This is a genomic window from Microtetraspora malaysiensis, from assembly GCF_050947145.1.
GTDB classification, from domain to species: Bacteria; Actinomycetota; Actinomycetes; order Streptosporangiales; family Streptosporangiaceae; genus Microtetraspora_A; species Microtetraspora_A malaysiensis.
This window is the reverse complement of the sequence record NZ_CP191998.1, coordinates 7,233,917-7,250,012: the sequence shown is the minus strand read 5'-3', so window position 1 is coordinate 7,250,012 and position 16,096 is coordinate 7,233,917. Positions and strand designations below refer to the sequence as shown.

Here is a 16,096-nt window from a genome sequence, read left to right as displayed (position 1 = left end):
GTGGAGATCCCCCTGCGCGTCACGACAGGATGAGGCCGGCCAGCTCGGTCCGGGTGGTGACGCCCAGCTTCGGATACGCCTTGTACAGGTGGTGCCCGACGGTCCGGGGGCTGAGGAACAGCTGGGCGGCGATCTCCTTGTTGCTGGCTCCCGTCGCGGCCAGCCGTACCACCTGAAGCTCCTGCGGCGTGAGCCGCGACAGCGACGCGGCGTCGGCGCTCCTGGCCAGGGACTCACCGGTGGCGCGCAGCTCCGACGAAGCCCGCTCCAACCAGGGCAGGGCGCCCAGCCGTTCGAAGGTGTCGGCCGCCTCCCGCAGGACCGTACGGGCCTCCTGCTTGCGCCGCTCGCGCCGCAACTGCTCACCCAGCAGCAGCCGCGTGCGCGCGGCGTCGAAGGGCCGGTCGGCGGCCTGATGCAGGTCGATCGCCGTGGCGAAGCCCTGCCCGTCGCCCTCCAGCAGCGCCCGGCAGCGGGCCAGCAGGCCCTGCGCCCACGGCTGCCCGGCGGCCGCCGTCCAGAGCGCGAACCGGTCGTGGGCCGCGCGGGCACGCTCCGGCTCCTGCAGCCTGACCAGGACCTCGACCAGGTCGGGTGCGGCGGCGGGCTGCTGCCGGGCAGCGCGGGCGAGGTGATCGGCCGCCTGCTCGTAACGGCCCCGGGCCAGCTCCAGCAGGCCCAGCGCCCACTGCGCCCACACCTGGCCCGAAGGCGTCGCCGCTGCCCGCTCGGCAAGCGGCCGGCAGTCCTCCTCAGTGCCGCGGACCGCGGCGAGCCAGGCCCGCACCCCGCACGCCTGCGCCTCCAGATGCCTCTGGCCGGTCTGCGCCGCCACCTGCTCGGCGTGGTCGGCGTCGGCGGCCGCGTCCAGGTGACGGCCCCTCAGGAGCTCGACGCCGGCCAGCGCCAGGTGGGCGTGCGGCAGCCAGGCCACCATGCCGAGCGCGGCGCATTCGGTGGCCAGCGCGCGAGCCATGCTCAGAGCCGTGGTGTGGTCACCTACGAGCAGGGCGATCGACACGGCGTTGTTACGCAGGCCGTGCTCGCCGTGATCGACGTGCCTCGCACCTTCGACCACCTCGCGCAGCAGCGGCAGGGCCCGTGCCGGATCGTCCCCGAGCAGCGCCGTGATCCCGGAGGCCATGGCCAGCGCCGGTCGTGCCGGGTCGGTGCCGCCGCCGAGGGAGGCCAGCGTCTCGGTGGCCCGGCGCGCGAGCTTGAGGTCATGGGCGTACCAGGCGTTGCGCACAACCTGGATCAGCAGCGAGGTGGCCCGGTCGGGATGCGCGGCGGCCAGCGGCGTGGCCGCCTCCAGCAGGGTGAGGCTCGCGGTCTCGATGGCGCCGTGCTCGACGTCGACATCGGCCCGGAGGTTGGCCAGATGGGCCAGGACGAGCTTGTCAGCCGTCAGGCGTACCGCTTGGTCGGTGAGCTGGGCGGCCCGGCGCAGCCGTCCGGCGGAGATGGCCGCCTCGGCGGCCTTGGCCAGCCGCACCGCGCGGTGGTCCGCCTCGGGGGTGAGAAGCGCGGCACGCTCCCACGCCGCCGCCGCGGCCGCGTACCCGCTGCGCCGCAGGAACGTCTCGGCTGACCGCTCCAACTCGGCGGCCAGCTCCTCATCCGGTTCGGTCACCGCCGCGGCCAGGTGCCAGATCCGCCGCTCGGGCTCGCTGACCTCCGCCAGCGCCCGGTGGACCGCCCCGCGCCTGGCGAAGCCCGCCGTCTGATAGACCGCCGACCGGACCAGCGAATGGCGGAAGCGCACCCGTCCTCCGGACACCTCGATGAGCCCGGAGCGTTCGCACTCCTCCAGAACCTGCTCATCGACGCCCAGGCGGGCCGCGGCACGCAGGATCAGGGCCGGCTCGCCCGTGTCCTCGGCCGCCGCTACCAGCAGCAGAGTCCCGGCCGGTTCGCTCAGCGCGGTGACGCGTTGCCCGAAGGCGTCCAGCAGCCGCCGCGTGAGCGGCAGCTCACCCCGATCGCCGCCGGACGCGCTCCGGGGCAGTTCGATGAGCGCCAGCGGGTTGCCACCCGCCTCCGCAAGCACGCGCTCGCGCACGTCCATGGCCAGGCTCGGAGCGATCGCGTCCACCAGCTCACCCGCCGCCGAGGCCTCCAGCGGGCACACCCGCAGCTCGGGCAGACCGGGGGCGTGGAACTCCTCGCGCGCGGCCAGTAGCAGGGCCACCCGCTCGCTGCGCAGCCGGCGCGCGGCGAACAGCAAGGCGTCGGCCGAGGCCCGGTCCAGCCATTGCGTATCGTCCATCACGCACAGCAGGGGCCGCTCCGCCGACACCGCCGAGAGCAGGGTCAGCACCGCGACTCCGACCAGGAACCGGTCACCGGCCCGCGCCGTGGTCATGCCCAGGGCGCCGCGCAACGCCGCCGCCTGCACCTCCGGCAGCTTCTCCACCTGCTCCAGCACGGGCATCAGCAGCAGATGCAACCCGGCGTAGGGCAGCTCCGCCTCCGACTCCACGCCCACGCCACGCAGCACGGTGAACTCCGCACTGGCCTGCTCCACGGCGTGGTCGAGGAGTGCGGACTTGCCGACACCCGGATCGCCGCCGAGAACCAGGACACCGCTGACGCCGTCAGCCGCGTCGCGTAGGACCCGGTCGAGCGCGTGTTGTTCGCGAGTCCTGCCATAGAGCATTCCGAGATCCTACTTAGATCGACTTAAGTTACAGCGACCGCTAAATGACCGATTAGTCGGATCTCGTGCCTGCGTACCGTCGTGATCAGCGACAACGCGACAGGAGAGTGGTAATGAAGATCGTATTTGTCCCGGGGGCCGCCGATCTCACCCTTCAGGTGGACCCGGCCATGGCCGAGCCGTACAAGTTCAGCTTCGACGGGGTGCTGCCGGAGGTGCGGCCGGTCACCGACGGAGTCGTCGTCGACTTCCCGCGCAGCTTCCACATCGGCGACCGGCGGCATGGCGGCCAGATCGTGCTTGACGCCGCCACGCCGTGGGTCATCGAGGTGCAAGGCCGCACCTCGCGCGTGGACGCCGACCTGCGCGAACTGTGGCTGGCCGGGCTTGACCTGCAGGGCGGAGTCGAGCACGTGCACGTGAACCTGCCCGAGCCGCACGGCTCGGTGCCCGTCCGCGTCGCCGGAGGCGCGGCCGACCTTACCTTCCGGCGCCCCGCCGGCGTTCCGGTACGGCTGGCCGTGGCCGGCGGTTCGGCCCGCTTGGCCATCGGCGAGCAGCAGTTCGCGACGGCCCAGCCCGATTACGTGTTCACCGACTCCCGGTTCGAGGAGAGCGAGGACTGCTACGACATCCTCATCACCGGAGGAACCGAGGCACTCACCCTCGTGTGACGGATGCGACGAGAGGCGCCGGCGATTCGGTTCGGCAGCCAAAGATCATGCGGTGGCCGCAGGGCCGGCACGCCTGAACACGCGACGGGTCACGGCCAGCGCACCTCCGGGGTGCGTTCCACGAACTGCGCGTACTGCTCGAACGCCCGCTCAACCTCCACCTGGTCGCTCCTGTGGAGCGGTACGAGCGGCTGAACGGCGATCTGTACCCGGCTCTTCGCGAGGGTGCGTTTCCAGGTGGCCACGACCCGGCCGGCACGTACCACGGTGGACCGGAAGACCCCGTTGTTACCGGGGATGATGGCCGCCTTGTGCTCGTCGGCGACCATGAGCGAGCGGTCCTTGTAGCCCAACAGGTATTCGTCGAACCCCGGCAGCACGAGCACCTCGTCGTCGCCGGCCGGGGGAGGGGCGGTGTCGAGGAGCGCGGCGTCGAGGTACATCTCCACCCCGTGGACGGTCACCTGGGCCAGCGCGTCGCCGGCCACGGCGATGCCGCGTTTGGCGTCGGCCGCGGTCAGGCCGGTCCAGCCCGCGAAGTCGTGCCGGGTGGTCGGTCCGCGGCCGCGGAAGTAACGCAGGGCGACGGTGCCCAGCGCCTCGTCGCGCTCTGGCCGGTGCGGGTCGGGAACCCACTCGTCGAGCAGCACGAAGCTCTGCTCGTTGCCGATGTTGGGGGCGATGCACAGCAGGCCCCGCTGGCTGGCGTACCACAGCAGGTGGTAGCCGCGCTGGCCACCGGTGTCGATGCCCTTGTCGGCCAGCACGGCCAGGCACTCCGACCGGCTCAGCCGCCCGCCGCCGGCCAGGGCCGCGCCCAGCACCTCCATGGCCGCAGCGGCGGTCTCCTCCGAGAGGCCGAGTTGTTCGCGCCGCCTCGCCGCGCCGTTCAGCACCCGGACGCCCATCAGTTCGAGCATCCAGTGGGCGTCGCGGGACGGGACGAAATGGATGGTGCCGCGCATCGGCCAGGTGCGCAGCGCCTCACGCCGCTCCAGCGCGGCGGTGACGTCGGCGGCGGTGTATCCGGGCAGTCGCGCGCCGAACGACCACAGACCGCTGGCCAGGTCTTGCGCTTGCATCGCCCCGAGCCAGGTCACGACCTCGGCCACGCTCGTCGCCCGGCCGGCATCACCGGGCGACGCTCGTAGCAGCAGGCTGGACATCCGCAGGCCGAGCACCTGTTGGGGGGTGAGTTCCACTGATTACCGCCTCCTCGCGGTCACCGTAGCCTTCGTCGCCGACAATCCCGCCGATGGATCGCCTGCTGGTGATCCGGGGTGGGCCGGGGTGGGCCGGTCGCTGCGAACTCTCCTGACAAAAGAGCTCAGCGCGCGAGGCGACGCCGGCAGGTGATCGCGACCGCGCACATCCCCGAAGCCCTCATGACTCGATCGTCAGCGCGGGGCACGGCCGAGGTAGCGGAGCAGGTCGTCGACGACCGGGGTGGAGGAAGGGTCGCCGGCAGCCTCAGCCTCAACCACGGGAGCGTAGGCGCCCCACTGGCGCAGCGGTTCGACGATTCCCCGCGCGGCGGCGAGAAGGTGGCCTGCGAGCTCGTCGTCGAGCGGGGACGGCTGGCCCGTGGCGATCGCGATGTCCCATGCGTGCACGGCGGCGTCGAGCGCGCACATCACCGCGGCGACCGGAGCCGGCAGGTCACCGTGCGGCAGCGGCGTCGGAACGGTCTCGCTGTCGTCGGACACCGTCGCCCACGCCGCGCCGGTCTGCTCGATGGCGTCTTTCACCAGCTCTGCCGCAGTGCCGTCGACAGTTCCGGAAGGCGAGAAGGGGTCGTAGGCCGGACCGTTTCCGATGCCGAGCACCATCGCGTAGGCGAGCTGGTCGGCTGCGGCGTGCTGAATCACCTGGGTGACCGTCCATTCCGAGCACGGGGTGGCGTTGTCTCCCTGGCTGTCCCGCACACCCGCGACGCTGTTCTCCAGCGCCCGGTACGAGGCGGCCAGCACCTCACGCCAGACCGGCTGCAGGGAGGTGACGGTGGCGGTGTCGGTGGCGTTCATGATCTTGCCTTTCGATCTCTTCCTTGCTTGTGACATCAACCTATGGGCCTATTAGGCTACTTTCGTGCCTAATAATTCCCGGGGGTGAGAAATCGATGGCTTCGACGACAACTCGAGTGCTGCGCCTGCTGTCCCTGCTGCAGGACCGGTCCTACACGGGCCGCGAACTCGCCGAGCGCCTCGGTGTCGCCGAACGCACACTGCGGCAAGACATTCAGCGCCTCCGCGAACTCGGCTATCCGGTGCACGCCGAGCGCGGCGCGGTGGGCGGATACCGGCTCGGACAGGGTGCGAAGATGCCCCCGCTGCTGCTCGACGACGATGAGGCGGTGGCCGTGGCACTGGCCGTCGGCCTGGCCGAAGACGGCTTCACCGGGATCGCGGACATCGACGCCAGCCTCACCCGGGCGCTCGCCAAGCTCCAGCAGATCCTTCCGAAACGCCTGCAGCGCAAAGTGACCGCCCTGCGGTCGGCCACCGCGGTCGGGCCCGCCACAGTCGGCTCCCGCGAGCCGGACGCCCCGGTGCCCGCCGCCACCCTCACTGTTGTCGCGGGCGCGATCCGCGACGGCGCGACCCTCTTCGCGACCCGCGCCGACACCGAAACCGAAACCGAGGTGGAGCCCTACCGCCTGATCAGCTGGCGCCGCCGCTGGTTCCTGGTCGCCTACGACCTCGGCGCGCACGTCTGGCGGGCGCTGCCCGTCGCCGACCTGATCCGTGTCCGGTCCGCGTCCCGCCGCTTCGCCGCCCGCTCCCTACCCGACGACGACCTCGTCGCCTTCGTCCTGCGCGAAGTCGCGCAGACCGGTTGGAAGGTCCACGCCCGCGTCACCGTCCTCGCCCCCGCCGAAACCGTGATCGCCCGCATCAACCCCGCCGTCGGCATCGTCGAAGCCGTCGACTCCCACACCAGCGTCCTCGTCACCGGTGCCGACGCCCTGGAGACCATCGCCATCTACCTCAGCATGCTGATGATGGACTTCCGCGTCGACGGCCCACCCGAGCTGGTCGCCCACATCCGCACCCTCGCCCGCCGCTACACCGAAGCCCTCGACGGGTAGGTTGGCCGGCATGGCCGCCGATGATCTTCCGGTCGAGGCCGCTCGGTGGTCGATCAGCGCACCGAATTCGCCCGAGGAGGCGGTCTGTGCGCGCATCGGCATGAGCACGCGTTCTAACGGGATGAGATGTGGGCGGGGGCGGCTTCGTCGCTCACCGGTCACCGTGGTTGAAGCCCACGAACGCACCGGCGGTAGTCTCTGAACCGAAGAGATCGGCGGAGCGACGCTCGAGCTCAGCGGCCAGTGGGTCCCCCCAGCCCAGACAGCTCTGATCGACATGATCGAAGCTGGGCCGCGAGCCGTACGGCGGCCGACGCTATGACGACCCTGTTACCCGAGGCACACCGTGAACATCTGCAGGGCTGCCGTCGCCCCGTACTTCGGGCCCGAGGCGCTCGACCCTGTTGTCTCCTCCGAGAGCGACCAGGCGAGCGAGGGGCGGACGCGTCGGCGCACAGCTCCGCACCGCCGACACTCACAATCGGTGCCCGAACCGGCACCGGCTGAACCACTCCCGACAGGAGAACGACGATGAGCACCAGTCCCTCCTACCAGGTGACCGACCCGGCGACGGGCGAGGTCGTCGAGACCTTCGAGCCGGCGACCGACGCAGACGTCGAGGCCGCGCTGACGGCCGCCGCTGCGGCGTACACGACGTGGAAGGACGTCCCGATCACCCGACGTGCCGAGATCGTCAGCAAGGTCGGAGCACTGTTCGCCGAGCGTGCGGATGAGCTCGCCGCGATCGCGGCCCAGGAGATGGGCAAGCCGGTCTCGGAGGGAGTGGAAGAGGTCGAGTTCTGCCAGGCGATCTTCGACTACTTCGCGACCGAGGGCCCGACGCTCGCCGCGGACCAGCCGATCAAGACGTTCGCCGGCGGAAAGGCGGTCGTGCAGAAACTGCCGATCGGTGTTCTGCTCGGGATCATGCCGTGGAACTTCCCGTTCTACCAGATCGCCCGTTTCGCGGCGCCCAACCTGATGCTGGGCAACACGATCATCCTCAAGCACGCCGAGTCGGTGCCGAGGTCGGCGCTCGCAGTCGAACAGATCATGAAGGACGCCGGAGTGCCGGAGGGCGCGTACGTCAACGTGTTCGCGACCCACGGGCAGATCGAGACGATCATCGCTGACCCGCGGGTGCAGGGCGTCTCGCTGACCGGATCCGAGCGGGCCGGTGCGATCGTCGCGTCGCTCGCGGGGAAGCACCTGAAGAAGTGCGTACTCGAGCTGGGAGGCTCGGACCCTTACGTGATCCTCGACAGCGACGACGTCGCGGAGGCGGCGGAGACCGCGTGGGGCACCCGCCTGTACAACATGGGCCAGGCCTGCAACTCCAACAAGCGCATGATCGTGATGGATGAGATCTTCGATGACTTCGTCTCGGAGCTCACCCGGAAGGCGCTCGCGATCGAGCCGGGGTCATTCGCCCCGATGTCATCTCGCGCGGCCGCGGAGACGCTCGCGGCCCAGGTCGAGGACGCGGTCAGCAAGGGAGCGACGCTGCATGCCGGTGGTGTGCTCAGCGACGGCCCGGCGGCGTACTACTCGCCTGCTGTCCTCACGGGGATCACCCCGGACATGCGGGCCTATCGCGAAGAGCTGTTCGGGCCGGTCGCCGTGGTCTACAAGGTCGGCAGCGACGAGGAGGCCCTGGAGCTCGCGAACGACACGCAGTACGGACTGGGTGGCGCGGTGTTCAGCACCGACGTGGAGCGAGCCACATCCATGGCCTCACAGCTCGAGACCGGGATGGCGAACGTGAACACCCCCGCCGGTGAAGGCGCGGAAGTTCCGTTCGGCGGGGTGAAGCGCTCCGGGTTCGGCCGCGAGCTCGGCCCCCTCGGCATGGACGAGTTCGTCAACAAGCGGATGTTCTTCGTCGCAGACTGACCGCGCCGCCGCGTGATGGGGCCGACGGATCCAGGAGCCGTCGGCCCCATCACGCCCCCCGCTCGCGAAACTGAGCCCTCAGCCCACTCCTTTTGGTCTCCTGGGATGCCGGTGGGCCGGCGGTGCGTGCTCGCATGTGCCGAAACGCACCGTCAGACCCGTCACGGTCCGTTATCGAATCCGGATGGGTTGTGGACGAAGCGTCACGAATCGGCAGTCCAAAGTCTTGAACGCCCGCAGTCAGCACGCGAACGATCTTGCTTCTCATCCGACGGCCGGGGGTTCGAATCCCTCGGGGCGCGCTCATTGTCGTGGCCTCTGACCTGCGATTTCTCGATCGCGAGGGGCTCCAGTGTGAGCAGCGGGTCCCGGATGGTCGCTCGTTGTTCGCTCGCGTGCGCGGACCGGGCGCACGATAGATCGTTTAGGTCCGCTTCGTCAGACCAGGCCCCGCAGGCGATCAACGGAAGACCAAGCCCCGAAGCCTCCTCGGGGGCGAGGCCGAGCGGCGGTACGTCGGCGATCAAGGATTGATCTCTGCGCATTCTGTCGGGTGACCGCATCCAGCAGCTGCGGATGGACAGTCCGCAGGCTCGCTGATCCGCACCCAAGCACGCGAGCCCGCGGGGCTGCTGCCGCCTCGCCCATGGAACGGGCCGACGCCGCCGACCGCGAAGCGTACGGCTCCGAATCGGAGATCAAGAAGGCCGGGGATTTCTGGCAGAGGATCCGCTGCGTGCCATAGACTGAATGCCATTCAGATCTCCCGGGTTGCGCGGATCGGTTGGACCTGGTTGGGGGCACACATGGCGAAGTCCGGTACGTCGGCGAGAAAGCAGGAGGCATTGCCCCGAGTGGGTGAAGACGCCGAGACGGTCATCGATCTCGACGATCCGAGGTTGCAGACCGAGGCCGCACGCGGCCTGGCGGAAGCGGCCCGCGAGCTTTTCGCGAAAAAGGGATTCTCCGCGACCAGCGTGAGCGATATCACGGAGCGCGCGGGCATGAGCGTTGGGTCGCTTTATTACCACTACGGCAGTAAGACCAACGTATACGTGGCCATCTGGCTGCAGTATCAACGCAGCCAGGAGGCGCGGGCCAGGGAAACGGTCACCGCCGTGCGGGCCGCCGGGGTCACCAACGGGCTCCGGTTGTTCCTCGCAGGGACCCGCGCCTACCTGCTCGGGGCGTGGGAGCACCGTGACGTGGTGCGACTCGTCGCGGACGGGGACACCCCGCCGGGGTTCGGGCTACGCATGCGCCGCATCAACCAGGACTGGCTCCGGCAGAATTCCACACTGCTTCGCGACAGCGCGAATGGCCCGGGACACGACGACCCACTGGCCGTCCGCGCGATCGTCGCGATCGTCACCGATGCCATGGGCGGGATATGCCGGGAGGTGGCCGCCTGCGCCACCCGCGAGGAGGCCGAGGAATTGGTGGCCCGGGCCATCGACGTCTTCGCTCGGCTGGCAAATTCGCCGATGGAGAATCAATTCCGGCCCCAGATTCAGCAGCCTTCGGCGTACGGCGTTTCGGTCCGCGACGACGCCGGCTGGTGAGGGCCACCGGACCGGTACGGCCATTTGGTTCGCCGGAATAGCCGGGGCACTCACGCCGGGACTAACCGGATAAATTGGGATAATAGACCATAAGGTCGAGAATCGGATTCGAGAGCGCCCGTCAGACCGGCACCGAGCCGATGATCCGCAGGCTTCTCACCGGCCTGGAGCGGCGCGTGGCTCAGCCGGCGACCGGCTCGCCCTTGACGGACTTGATCAGAAGCTGGGCCACGTCGACGACTTCCAGCGTCTCCTTGGCCTCGCCGCTGTTCTTCTTCTCGTTGATCGCGTCACCCAGCATCACCAGGCAGAACGGGCACGCGGTGGAGACGGTGTCGGGATCGGTGGTCAGCGCCTCGTCCACCCGCTCGGTGTTGATCCGCTTGCCGAGCCGCTCCTCCATCCACATGCGGGCGCCGCCGGCGCCGCAGCAGAAACCACGGTCCTTACACCGGTGCATCTCCTGCGCCTGGACACCCGGCACCTTCGCCATGATGTCGCGGGGCTGCGCGTACACCTTGTTGTGGCGGCCCAGGAAGCACGGGTCGTGGTAGGTGATCTTCTCCTCGATCGGCGTGATCGGGGTGAGCCTGCCCTCCTCGACCAGGTGCGCCAGAAGCTGCGTGTGGTGCACGACCTCGTAGGTGCCGCCGAGCTGCGGGTACTCGTTGGCGAGCGTGTTGAAGCAGTGCGGGCAGGTCGCCACGATCTTCTTGACGCCGGCCTCGTTCAGCGTCTCGATGTTCTGCTGGGCCAGCATGTTGAAGAGGAACTCCATGCCCAGGCGGCGGGCCGGGTCACCCGTGCACGCCTCCATCGGGCCGAGCACGCCGAACTTCACGCCCGCGATGTGCAGCAGCTCGGCGACCGCCTTGGTGGTCTTCTTCGCCCGGTCCTCAAGCGCGCCCGCGCAGCCGACCCAGAACAGGTACTCGACGTCCTCGGGCATCTTCTCGTCGATGATCGGGACCTCGAAGTGTTGTCCGTCCACGGAGGTGGCAAGCTCCTCGATCCACTCGGCCCGCTTCATCTCCGACATGCCCCACGGATTGCCCTTGTTCTCGAGGTTCTTGAGCATGACGCCCGCCTCGGACGGGAACGAGGACTCGATCATGACCTGGTAGCGGCGCATGTCGAGGATGTGATCGATGTGCTCGATGTCCACCGGGCACTGCTCGACGCAGGCGCCGCAGTTGGTGCACGACCACAGCACGTCCGGGTGGATGACGCCGTCCTCGCCGACCAGCGGCTTGTCCAGCAGCGCGAGCACGTCCTCGGGGAAGGAGTCCCTCTTGTCCTCACCCGCCAGCAGGTACGGGGCCACCTTGAAGGCGTGGTCGCGCTGGTCGATGATCAGCATCTTGGGCGACAGCGGCTTGTCGGTGTTCCACGCGGGGCACTGCGACTGGCAACGGCCGCACTCGGTGCAGGTGTAGAAGTCCAGGAAGCCCTTCCAGGTGGTGTCCTGGATCTTGCCCCGGCCGAACACGTCGACCTCGGGGTCGGCCTCCTCGAAGTCGAGCACCTTGCCGCCGCTGCGCATCTCCTGCGCGGCGCCCAGGCCGTCCGGGCGGCGGGAGAAGAGCACGTTCAGCGGCGCGGTGAAGATGTGCAGGTGCTTGGAGTTCACCACGATGATCAGGAACACCAGCATGACGCCGATGTGCAGCAGGAGGCCGATCTCCTCCAGCAGCTCGCTGGTGGGCAGGATCTTGGCGGTCAGCTCCGAGGCGAACGCGCCGGACTGGTACGGGAAGTTCCCGGTGTTCACGGCCGCGCCGCGGAACAGGAACATCGTCCAGATCACGTTGAAGATCATGAAGAGGACGAGCCACGCGCCGCCCAGGTGTGAGCCGGAGAACCGGGAACCCCGCCCGAGTTTCTTGGGCGAGTTCTTGAGCCGGATCACGGCGAAGGCGATCAGTCCGACGAGCGCGGCGACCGCGATGAAGTCCTGGAGGAAGCCGAGCACCGGCCACGTCCCGATCAGCGGGATGTGGAAATCGGGCGTGCCGGTGATCATCCCCTGGATGAGCGCGCCGTAGGCCTCAAGATAGACCGTCGCGAGGATGAAGAACGCCCACATCACGAAGAAGTGCGCGGTGCCCGACGGCGTCCACTTCAGGAGCTTCTTCTGCCCGAAGACCTCGACCAGCTGGGTCTTGATCTCCGTGCCGGCGTTCTCCTTGGCGTACGTGATCCGTTCCGGCGCGGGCTGGCCGCTGGTGGCGAGCCTGTAGAGGAACGCCACGCGGCGGCCCGCCAGGGCGAGCGCGACGCCCGTAGCGACGAGCCCGATGATCGCAACCCAGAACACGGGTCCTCCTCAGCCCGGCGTCGTGGCCGGTGAAACCGCTTGTCTGAATGTCATTCATTGCCGTCAAGAGGCAACGGTGACCCGCGTGTCGGTCCGCCACCGGTGCTCCCGCTCGGCATTGAAGAAGCTAAACACGCTGTTCGAGGGGCGGTCAACCGTCGCAGGTCGTTCGACGCCGGGTTGCGGGAATGTAACGCACACGTGTCCGTTGACGCCTTTCTTGGCCCCGTGCTAGACATCGTCCTGAATGACATTCAGTCATGTGCCGCCCCTGGAACGGCAGGGGCTTGGGAGGTGCAGTAGTGCTCGCTCTACTCCGTGACGAGCAGCAGATGCTCAAAGAGGTGGCCGCCCAGCTCGCCGGTTCCGCCGGTCCGGCGAACCCCGGCGACCTCCGTACCCTCGACCGGGACGCGGCCTGGCGGTCCCTGGCCCAATCCGGCCTGCTGGCCCTGCGTACCAGGGACGATGGGCGTCCGGCCGGGTCAGGGGTTGAGGTCGCGGTGGTGGCCGAGGCTCTGGGCGCGGGCTTGGTCCCGGTGCCCTATCTCGGCTCGGCCGTGCTGGCCACCGAACTGCTCGCCCTGGCCGGCGCGCACGACGAGGCCGAAGCCCTGGCCGAGGGCACGGCCCGCACCGGCGTCCTGCTCGACCGCGACCTGTCCGCGCTCGCGGTGCTGCCCGGTGACCAGACCGTGTACGGCTGGGACGTGGAAGGGGCCGCCGACGCGCTGGCGCTGACCGCCGTGCCCGGCGGCCACCAGGTGGTACGTGTCTCCCTGGCGACCGGGTTCACCGCCGCGAACGGAGCCGACCTCACCCGGACGCTGCTCCGCTCCGACGGCCCGATCGACGCCGCCGCGCTCACCCCCGTCGGCGGCCCGCTGTCGGACGAGCACCTACGGCGCTGGGAGGCCCTGGCGCTCACCGCGCTCAGCGCCGACACGGTCGGCGTCATGCGCTCCGCTGTGGCCAGGGCCGTCGCCTACACCAAGGAACGGGTGCAGTACGGCGTGCTCATCGGCTCCTTCCAGGCGGTTCAGCACATGTGCGCCGAGGCGTACGTCCAGGCGGAGGCGGCGGCGAGCGCCGTGAACTACGCGGCATGGGCGGTGGACGAGCTGGACCCGGATGAGGCGCTGCTGGCCGCCCGTACTGCGAAGGTGCAGTGCGCGACCGTGGCCCGCGAGGTGACCGAGACCGTCATGCAGGTGTTCGGCGGCATCGGCCAGACGTACGAGCACATCGCGCACGTCCACACCCGGCGGGCGCTGACCGACCGCCAGGTCCTCGGTGACGAGGGTGTCCATCTGCTGCGCATCGCCGACGTCCGACTGACGGGAGAGTGACCATGGACTACCGCGACACCGCGGAGGAGGCGGAGTTCCGTGCCTCCCTGCGCGAGTGGCTGAGCGCCACCATCCCGGCCGGCTGGGACAAGATCGAGGACGAGGACGAGGCCGTGCAGCTCCGCAAGGAGTGGCACCGCACCCTCTACCGGGCCGGATACATGGGTCTGAGCTGGCCGGAGGAGTACGGCGGCCGGGGGCTGAGCCCGGTCTACGACGGCATCCTCAACGAGGAGTGCGGCAACCTGAACGCCCCGCCGCTGCCCTCCGTCGGCTACATCGGCCGGGCCATCTTCATGTACGCGGGCGAGGAGCAGAAGCGGCGTTTCCTGCCGCCGTTGCTGTCCGGTGAGGTGGCCTGGTGCCAGGGCTTCAGCGAGCCGGAGGCCGGGTCGGACCTGGCGTCGTTGCGCACCACCGCCCGGCTCGACGGCGACCACTACGTGGTCAACGGGCAGAAGATGTGGACCAGCGGCGGCCAGTACGCCGACTGGTGCCTGCTGCTGGCCAGGACCGACCCGGACGCCCCCAAGCACAAGGGCATCTCGGCCTTCCTGGTGTCGATGACCGAGCCCGGCGTCACCTGCCGGCCCATCGTGATCGCCAGCGGTGAGGCGGAGACCGCCGAGGTGTTCTGGGACGACGTGCGCATCCCGGTGGACCAGCGGCTCGGCGCGCCGGGCGAGGGCTGGCGGATCGCGATGACCACGGTCACCTACGAGCGCGGCCCGGCCGACATCGGCTTCATCGCGAACTACCGGCGCACGCTGCGCGAGGTCGAGGCGCTGGCCGCCGAGCGTGGGCTGCTCGACCTGCCGGAGACCCGAAAGGCGCTGGCCCGCGCGTACGTGCGGGGTGAGGTGCTGCGGCTCAACTGCATGGAGCAGCTCTCCATGCGTGTCTCGGGACGGCCGCCGGGCCCGGAGGGCTCCGTCGCCAAGCTGCTGTGGGCCGACGCCGAGCAGTCGTTGCAGCACCTGGCGATGGACATCCTCGGTGCCGACGAGATGACCGGCGTCGCCGACGGCTGGCTCAGTTCCTACTTCACGTCCCGCCCCGTCAGCGTGTACGGCGGGTCGGCGCAGATCCAGAAGAACATCATCGCCCGCATGCTCGACATGCCCCGCTGATCCGTCCGGAGTCCCGCCCCGGCGACGTCGGCGGCCGCATCGCTGTGATCTTCCGGTGGCCGGTGACACAGGACCGGCCACCCCTGACATCCCCCAGACACGGTGCCGTTTCGCGGGCACACGTGTCCTCACCCTCCTGAACATCATTCAGTCGCATTGCTCGGCTGAGGAGGCCGCTATGAGATCACGCCACATCCGTCTTTCCGCGATTTCGCTCAGTGCGCTGCTCGCACTCACCCTGTCCGCGTGCGGTGCGTCCGGGAGCGACGGCGCGTCCGGCGACGACGCGGACAAGCCCTTCATCGTCTACTTCACCGGGGACTACTCCGGGGCGGTCTCCACCAACAACGCGAGCCTGGACGCGGGTATCAAGATCGCCGCCGAGGAGTTCAACGCCGCCGGGGGGATCAACGGCCGCAAGATCGTCGTCGAGACGGCCAACGACCAGAACGACCCGACCAAGGCGGTCAGCCTGCTCCAGCAGCGGCTCTCCTCCGGGAGCAAGCCCGACCTCGTCTATCCAGGCAGCTCCAGCGCGGTCTCGTTGTCGCTGCTGCCCATCCTGAGCAGGCAGAAGATCCTGTCCGTCGGTGGCACCGTGAGCACCCTGCTCAACGACCCGGCCAAGTTCCCCTACCACTTCGGGATCTCCTCGCCCGGTAAGGACTACGCGCCCGCGCTGATCAGCGAGGCGAAGGCCAAGGGCTACAAGAAGATCGCGATGCTGTACTCCAACGACGCCACCGGGCAGAGTTCGGCCGAGATCTACAAGGAGGCCGTCGAGGGCGCGGGCATGCAGTTCGTCGAGGCCCGCTACGAGGCCACCGCGCTCGACATGACCTCCCAGCTCAGCCAGCTCCGCGCGCAGGACCCCGACGCCCTCATTCTCAACGGGTACGGCGCAGCCGCCCTGTACGTGATGCGCAGCCGCGCCCAGATCGGCTGGGACGTCCCGTCGTACTGCGACCAGCTCGCCTCCGGCTTCCCGTACATGAAGAACCTGGACGCCGGGCAGTTGAAGAACATCAATGTGGTGGTCTCCACCGCGACCCTGGCCTCCACCGAGCCCCACCCGGGTCTCGCCGGCTTCATCGAGAAGATCAAGAAGGGCCCGGCGGCCGACGGGATCTCCAGCACCGGCGTGGGCCTGTACACCACGGGACACGACGCGCTCGCGCTCATCGTGTACGCGGCGCAGCAGGCCAAGTCCACCCAATCCGACAAGGTCAAGGCCGAACTGGAGAAGCTGCCCCAGCCCACCGGCGCCCCCCTGTGGTACTCCGGCGGACCGGCGGGACAGTACGTGCAGTACGCCTACACGGCGCAGGACCACTTCCCGACCGCGAGCGAGGAGACCTTCCAGTACGTCGCGCCCGGCGTGTTCGACGGCGACGGTTTCTACGCCTCCGGCAAGGCGTGAGGTC

Annotated in this window: 11 protein-coding genes; 7 read left to right on the top strand and 4 right to left on the bottom strand. The window is 69.3% G+C overall.

Annotated elements, in window-relative coordinates; genetic code table 11:
• Positions 1-19 precede the first annotated feature (19 nt).
• Positions 20-2,659, bottom strand: a complete 2,640-nt coding sequence (locus ACQP1V_RS33960) for an ATP-binding protein (protein ID WP_433414384.1) — start codon at positions 2,657-2,659, stop codon at positions 20-22.
• A 113-nt stretch (positions 2,660-2,772) separates the two neighbouring features.
• Here ACQP1V_RS33960 and ACQP1V_RS33955 point away from each other — a divergent pair, with 113 nt between their 5' ends.
• Positions 2,773-3,333: a hypothetical protein gene (locus tag ACQP1V_RS33955; RefSeq protein WP_433414382.1), complete on the top strand. Its 561-nt coding sequence runs from the start codon at positions 2,773-2,775 to the stop codon at positions 3,331-3,333.
• An 89-nt stretch (positions 3,334-3,422) separates the two neighbouring features.
• Here the strand turns inward: ACQP1V_RS33955 and ACQP1V_RS33950 are convergent, their stop codons facing one another.
• Positions 3,423-4,535, bottom strand: a complete 1,113-nt coding sequence (locus tag ACQP1V_RS33950; RefSeq protein WP_433414380.1) for a winged helix DNA-binding domain-containing protein — start codon at positions 4,533-4,535, stop codon at positions 3,423-3,425.
• A gap of 195 nt (positions 4,536-4,730) precedes the next feature.
• Positions 4,731-5,357, bottom strand: coding sequence for a TIGR03086 family metal-binding protein (locus ACQP1V_RS33945; protein ID WP_433414379.1), 627 nt, complete (start codon positions 5,355-5,357; stop codon positions 4,731-4,733).
• 95 nt (positions 5,358-5,452) lie between these two features.
• Here ACQP1V_RS33945 and ACQP1V_RS33940 point away from each other — a divergent pair, with 95 nt between their 5' ends.
• From ACQP1V_RS33940 to ACQP1V_RS33930, 3 genes are all read left to right on the top strand, one after another.
• Positions 5,453-6,421, top strand: a complete 969-nt coding sequence (locus ACQP1V_RS33940; protein WP_433414377.1) for a helix-turn-helix transcriptional regulator — start codon at positions 5,453-5,455, stop codon at positions 6,419-6,421.
• A gap of 531 nt (positions 6,422-6,952) precedes the next feature.
• A complete protein-coding gene (locus ACQP1V_RS33935) occupies positions 6,953-8,314 on the top strand; it encodes an NAD-dependent succinate-semialdehyde dehydrogenase (protein ID WP_433414375.1) in 1,362 nt (453 codons plus the stop codon).
• A gap of 854 nt (positions 8,315-9,168) precedes the next feature.
• The gene (locus ACQP1V_RS33930; protein WP_433414373.1) at positions 9,169-9,876 is read left to right on the top strand and encodes a TetR/AcrR family transcriptional regulator; all 708 of its coding nucleotides are present in this window, start codon (positions 9,169-9,171) and stop codon (positions 9,874-9,876) included.
• Between the two features lie 181 nt (positions 9,877-10,057).
• Here ACQP1V_RS33930 and ACQP1V_RS33925 read toward each other — a convergent pair whose 3' ends face one another.
• Entirely contained in the window at positions 10,058-12,193 is a 2,136-nt protein-coding gene (locus ACQP1V_RS33925) for a (Fe-S)-binding protein (protein WP_433414371.1), read from the bottom strand.
• A gap of 302 nt (positions 12,194-12,495) precedes the next feature.
• On the opposite strand from ACQP1V_RS33925, the gene ACQP1V_RS33920 reads away from it, so the two are divergent.
• The 3 genes from ACQP1V_RS33920 to ACQP1V_RS33910 all read left to right on the top strand — a co-directional run bounded on the left by ACQP1V_RS33920 (position 12,496) and on the right by ACQP1V_RS33910 (position 16,092).
• Positions 12,496-13,542 carry an acyl-CoA dehydrogenase family protein gene (locus ACQP1V_RS33920; RefSeq protein WP_433414369.1) on the top strand — a complete coding sequence of 349 codons (1,047 nt, stop codon included), beginning with the start codon at positions 12,496-12,498 and terminating at the stop codon, positions 13,540-13,542.
• Between the two features lie 2 nt (positions 13,543-13,544).
• The gene (locus ACQP1V_RS33915) at positions 13,545-14,672 is read left to right on the top strand and encodes an acyl-CoA dehydrogenase family protein (RefSeq protein WP_387417966.1); all 1,128 of its coding nucleotides are present in this window, start codon (positions 13,545-13,547) and stop codon (positions 14,670-14,672) included.
• A 178-nt stretch (positions 14,673-14,850) separates the two neighbouring features.
• Positions 14,851-16,092, top strand: a complete 1,242-nt coding sequence (locus ACQP1V_RS33910) for an ABC transporter substrate-binding protein (RefSeq protein WP_433414367.1) — start codon at positions 14,851-14,853, stop codon at positions 16,090-16,092.
• Positions 16,093-16,096: the final 4 nt, after the last annotated feature.

What these genes read in the sequence shown, in the direction of transcription:
- ACQP1V_RS33960 (WP_433414384.1), bottom strand. Translation starts at nt 2,659, where the DNA reads ATGCTCTATGGCAGGACTCGCGAACAACACGCGCTCGACCGGGTCCTA.
- ACQP1V_RS33955 (WP_433414382.1), top strand. Translation starts at nt 2,773, where the DNA reads ATGAAGATCGTATTTGTCCCGGGGGCCGCCGATCTCACCCTTCAGGTG.
- ACQP1V_RS33945 (WP_433414379.1), bottom strand. Translation starts at nt 5,357, where the DNA reads ATGAACGCCACCGACACCGCCACCGTCACCTCCCTGCAGCCGGTCTGG.
- ACQP1V_RS33940 (WP_433414377.1), top strand. Translation starts at nt 5,453, where the DNA reads ATGGCTTCGACGACAACTCGAGTGCTGCGCCTGCTGTCCCTGCTGCAG.
- ACQP1V_RS33935 (WP_433414375.1), top strand. Translation starts at nt 6,953, where the DNA reads ATGAGCACCAGTCCCTCCTACCAGGTGACCGACCCGGCGACGGGCGAG.
- ACQP1V_RS33915 (WP_387417966.1), top strand. Translation starts at nt 13,545, where the DNA reads ATGGACTACCGCGACACCGCGGAGGAGGCGGAGTTCCGTGCCTCCCTG.
- ACQP1V_RS33910 (WP_433414367.1), top strand. Translation starts at nt 14,851, where the DNA reads ATGAGATCACGCCACATCCGTCTTTCCGCGATTTCGCTCAGTGCGCTG.